Below are 3887 nucleotides of genomic sequence, written 5' to 3' on the forward strand. Positions count from 1 at the left end.
CCGCATACTGGATGTATTCGGGCGTTCCGACAACGCGGCGAGGTGCCGTAGCTGTCGTCGCGCGCCCGCCAGGGATTGCGGGACAGCCCTTAGGCGGCATTCACCTCAGGGGCGCGGGGCCGCATCGCCATGCGGCTCCGCCGCATGGGCGCACTCGGGGACGACAAGGGGGCCAATTTGAGTACGCCTACTCAGGCACCCTCGAAGGCCCAAGCCCCACGCTGGTGGAATGCTGTGGTCCGACCCCGAGAACGAGCCCCCCAAGGAACTCCGCGACATGCAGGAGACCCTGAGACGGCTCGGCTTCTTCCTCGCGTTGGCCATGGTCGTGGCGATGATCGTCCTGGGCGTCAGGTGAGGGGCCGGCGACCGCACTACCCTGAGCCCATGCGCAGACTCGTCCTCGCCTCCCGGTCCCCCGCCCGACTGAACCTGCTGCGGCAGGCCGGCCTCGCCCCCGAGGTGATCGTGAGCGGGGTCGACGAGGACGCCGTCACCGCCCCCACCCCCGCCGAGCTGGCGCTCGCGCTCGCCGAGGCGAAGGCCTCCGTCGTGTCCGCGAAGCCGGAGGTCAAGGGCGCCCTGGTGATCGGCTGCGACTCGGTGCTCGACCTGGACGGCGAGGCGCTGGGCAAGCCCGCGGACGCCGAGGAGGCCACCGCGAGGTGGAAGGCGATGCGCGGCCGGGCCGGCACGCTCCAGACCGGCCACTGCGTCTACGACACCCTCAGCGGGCGGTACACCTCCGCCGTCGCCTCCACCGTCGTCCGCTTCGGGGAGCCGACCGACGAGGAGATCGCCGCGTACGTCGCCTCGGGCGAACCCCTCTACGTGGCGGGGGCGTTCACGCTGGACGGCCGCTCGGCCCCGTTCATCGACGGCATCGACGGCGACCACGGCAACGTCATCGGCATCAGCCTGCCCCTCGTGCGCCGGCTGCTGGCGCAACTGGGCGTCGGCATCACGGAGTTGTGGGAGCCGGCGGAGGGATGACGGGCGAGCCGCCGCCGTCGCCCTTGCCGTCCTCGGGTTCCGGGGCCGGGTCGGGGGCGGCGGGCTGCCGCCCTGCGTCGTAGGTCATCAGGAGCAGCACGATCAGGGTGAGCACGACCACCATGAACACGAACTGCGGCACGCCCAGCAGCCCCCAGGCGAGGGCGCCCAGCAGGCCGTGCACCACCGCGACGCTGATCAGCAGGACCCGGCCGAGCCCGGCGGGCGCGCGGTCACGCAGGGCCACCAGCACGGCGACCACGCCGCACAGGGCGAAGTAGAGGCCGAAGACGATCCCGCCGATCTTCGAGGACGTCGACATCACGCCGGGGTCCATGCCCGCCAGGGACATGTCCTGCCGGTCCACGACTATGCCCATGAACCAGTTCAGCGCGGCGACGCCGAGCGCCTCGGCGAAGAGCACGACCGCCACGATCCACGCCACCGGTCTGCGAACCACCGGTCCCCACCCACTTTCGATCCTGGCTCGACCAAGGATGCTGTTACCTCAAGTACGCCCACCCGTCGCCCGACCACCCCCCCCTCAAGAGGGCCCTGCGGGCCACGGACTCTCTTCAGCACCTGAACGCTACTAACGGGTAAACCCCGGGACAAGGGTTCGGGGAGCGGCAAAGAATCGTTGGGCCATTCGTAGGGACTCCACAAAGAAACGGAGTGGGCCGCAGCACGCTCTCACAGAGACCTTGACCACACGGGAGGGCTAGGGTTTCCCGCAGGAGTGCTGCGTACGGCGGTACTACAAGGGATTTCGGTGTCGAGTGAGCCTGGCATCACGCTCCGTGTGGGCAAGCTCACCTTTGGGGACGGGTCGATGAGTCGTGTCGGCAGTCCCTAAACTCGGCTTGTTTCAAGGAGGGAGCCTCAATCGTGCGCAAGGTGCTCATCGCCAACCGTGGCGAAATCGCTGTCCGCGTGGCCCGGGCATGCCGGGATGCCGGTATCGCGAGCGTGGCCGTGTACGCCGACCCCGACCGGGACGCTCTGCATGTCCGGGCGGCGGACGAGGCGTTCGCCCTGGGCGGTGACACTCCGGCGACCAGCTATCTCGACATCGAGAAGGTGCTGAACGCGGCGCGGGAGTCCGGAGCCGACGCCGTCCATCCCGGCTACGGCTTCCTCTCGGAGAACGCCGACTTCGCCCAGGCCGTCCTGGACGCCGACCTGATCTGGATCGGCCCGCCCCCGCAGGCCATCCGCGACCTCGGCGACAAGGTCGCCGCCCGGCACATCGCCCAGCGCGCCGGCGCGCCGCTGGTCGCCGGCACCCCCGACCCGGTCTCCGGCGCCGACGAGGTCGTCGCCTTCGCCGAGGAGCACGGGCTGCCGATCGCGATCAAGGCGGCCTTCGGCGGCGGCGGCCGCGGCCTCAAGGTCGCCCGCACCCTCGAAGAGGTCCCCGAGCTGTACGAGTCCGCGGTGCGCGAGGCCGTGGCCGCGTTCGGGCGCGGCGAGTGCTTCGTCGAGCGCTACCTCGACAAGCCCCGGCACGTGGAGACCCAGTGCCTGGCCGACACCCACGGCAACGTGGTCGTCGTCTCCACCCGTGACTGCTCCCTCCAGCGCCGCCACCAGAAGCTGGTCGAGGAGGCCCCGGCTCCGTTCCTCTCCGAGGCGCAGACGGCCGAGCTGTATTCGTCCTCCAAGGCCATCCTCAAGGAGGCCGGCTACGTCGGCGCCGGCACGGTGGAGTTCCTCGTCGGCGTGGACGGCACGATCTCCTTCCTGGAGGTCAACACCCGCCTCCAGGTCGAGCACCCGGTCACCGAGGAGGTCGCCGGCATCGACCTCGTGCGCGAGATGTTCCGCATCGCCGACGGCGAGGCCCTCGGCTACGGCGACCCGGTCCTGCGCGGCCACTCCATCGAGTTCCGCATCAACGGCGAGGACCCGGGCCGGGGCTTCCTGCCCGCCCCCGGCACGGTCACGGCCTTCGCCCCGCCGTCCGGCCCGGGCGTGCGCCTGGACGCGGGCGTCGAATCCGGCAGCGTCATCGGCCCGGCGTGGGACTCGCTGCTGGCCAAGCTGATCGTCACCGGCGCGACCCGGCAGCAGGCGCTCCAGCGTGCCGCCCGCGCGCTGGCCGAGTTCCAGGTCGAGGGCATGGCTACCGCCATCCCGTTCCACCGCGCGGTGGTCGCCGACCCGGCGTTCGCCCCCGAGCTCACCGGCTCCGCGGACCCGTTCACGGTCCACACCCGGTGGATCGAGACCGAGTTCGTCAACGAGATCCCGGTCTTCGCCGCCCCCACGGACGCCGAGGCCGAGGACGACACCGACCGCGAGACGATCGTCGTCGAGGTCGGCGGCAAGCGCCTGGAGGTCTCCCTCCCGGTCTCGCTCGGCATGTCCCTGGCCCGCACCGGCCTCGCGGCGGGCGCCAAGCCCAAGCGCCGCGCGGCCAAGAAGTCCGGCCCGATGGCCTCCGGCGACACCCTCGCCTCCCCGATGCAGGGCACCATCGTCAAGGTCGCCGTCGAGGAGGGCCAGGAAGTCAAGGAAGGCGACCTGATCGTCGTCCTCGAAGCGATGAAGATGGAGCAGCCGCTCAACGCGCACCGCTCCGGCACCGTCAAGGGCCTCGCGGCCGAGGTCGGCGCGTCCATCACCTCGGGCGCCCCGATCTGCGAGATCAAGGACTGACCCCACACCAACTGTGCCGAGGCGCCCGCCGACCCGGGCGCCTCGCGCATTTTCCCTTCGACCCGTCGGGCACCTGCTGTGCAGCCGGTCCGGGGGTCCCCCGCTGGGGGAGTTCGAGGACGAGGCCCGTTCAGGGCCGAAGCGGGGTCTGGGGGCTCAGCCCCCAGGAGCCGTGGACCCGCGCCGTCAAAGGAGGCGCAGGTGCGGGTCCCAGGGCCGGTGCCCGGCCGGGG

At 71.3% G+C, this 3887-nt stretch carries 4 protein-coding genes; 3 read left to right on the forward strand and 1 reads right to left on the reverse strand.

Translation table 11 applies throughout. The features are described from left to right. Window positions 1-229 precede the first annotated feature (229 nt). Window positions 230-358, forward strand: coding sequence for a hypothetical protein (locus AB0J04_RS26345; RefSeq protein ID WP_351910196.1), 129 nt, complete (start codon window positions 230-232; stop codon window positions 356-358). 29 nt (window positions 359-387) lie between these two features. Continuing rightward, window positions 388-993 carry a nucleoside triphosphate pyrophosphatase gene (locus tag AB0J04_RS26350; protein ID WP_363171022.1) on the forward strand — a complete coding sequence of 202 codons (606 nt, stop codon included), beginning with the start codon at window positions 388-390 and terminating at the stop codon, window positions 991-993. On the opposite strand, the gene AB0J04_RS26355 is transcribed toward AB0J04_RS26350, so the two are convergent. Then, a complete protein-coding gene (locus AB0J04_RS26355; RefSeq protein WP_363171023.1) occupies window positions 962-1453 on the reverse strand; it encodes a hypothetical protein in 492 nt (163 codons plus the stop codon). The two genes, AB0J04_RS26350 and AB0J04_RS26355, sit on opposite strands and share 32 nt — an antisense overlap. Window positions 1454-1881: 428 nt before the next feature. On the opposite strand from AB0J04_RS26355, the gene AB0J04_RS26360 reads away from it, so the two are divergent. Beyond that, the gene (locus AB0J04_RS26360) at window positions 1882-3654 is read left to right on the forward strand and encodes a biotin carboxylase N-terminal domain-containing protein (RefSeq protein ID WP_363171024.1); all 1773 of its coding nucleotides are present in this window, start codon (window positions 1882-1884) and stop codon (window positions 3652-3654) included. The last annotated feature ends 233 nt before the right edge of the window (window positions 3655-3887 follow it).

Source organism: Streptomyces sp. NPDC050263 (assembly GCF_040655955.1).
Lineage (GTDB): Bacteria > Actinomycetota > Actinomycetes > Streptomycetales > Streptomycetaceae > Streptomyces.

Coding starts and splice junctions, on each gene's coding strand:
- AB0J04_RS26345 (WP_351910196.1), top strand. CDS start 230: ATGCTGTGGTCCGACCCCGAGAACGAGCCCCCCAAGGAACTCCGCGAC.
- AB0J04_RS26350 (WP_363171022.1), top strand. CDS start 388: ATGCGCAGACTCGTCCTCGCCTCCCGGTCCCCCGCCCGACTGAACCTG.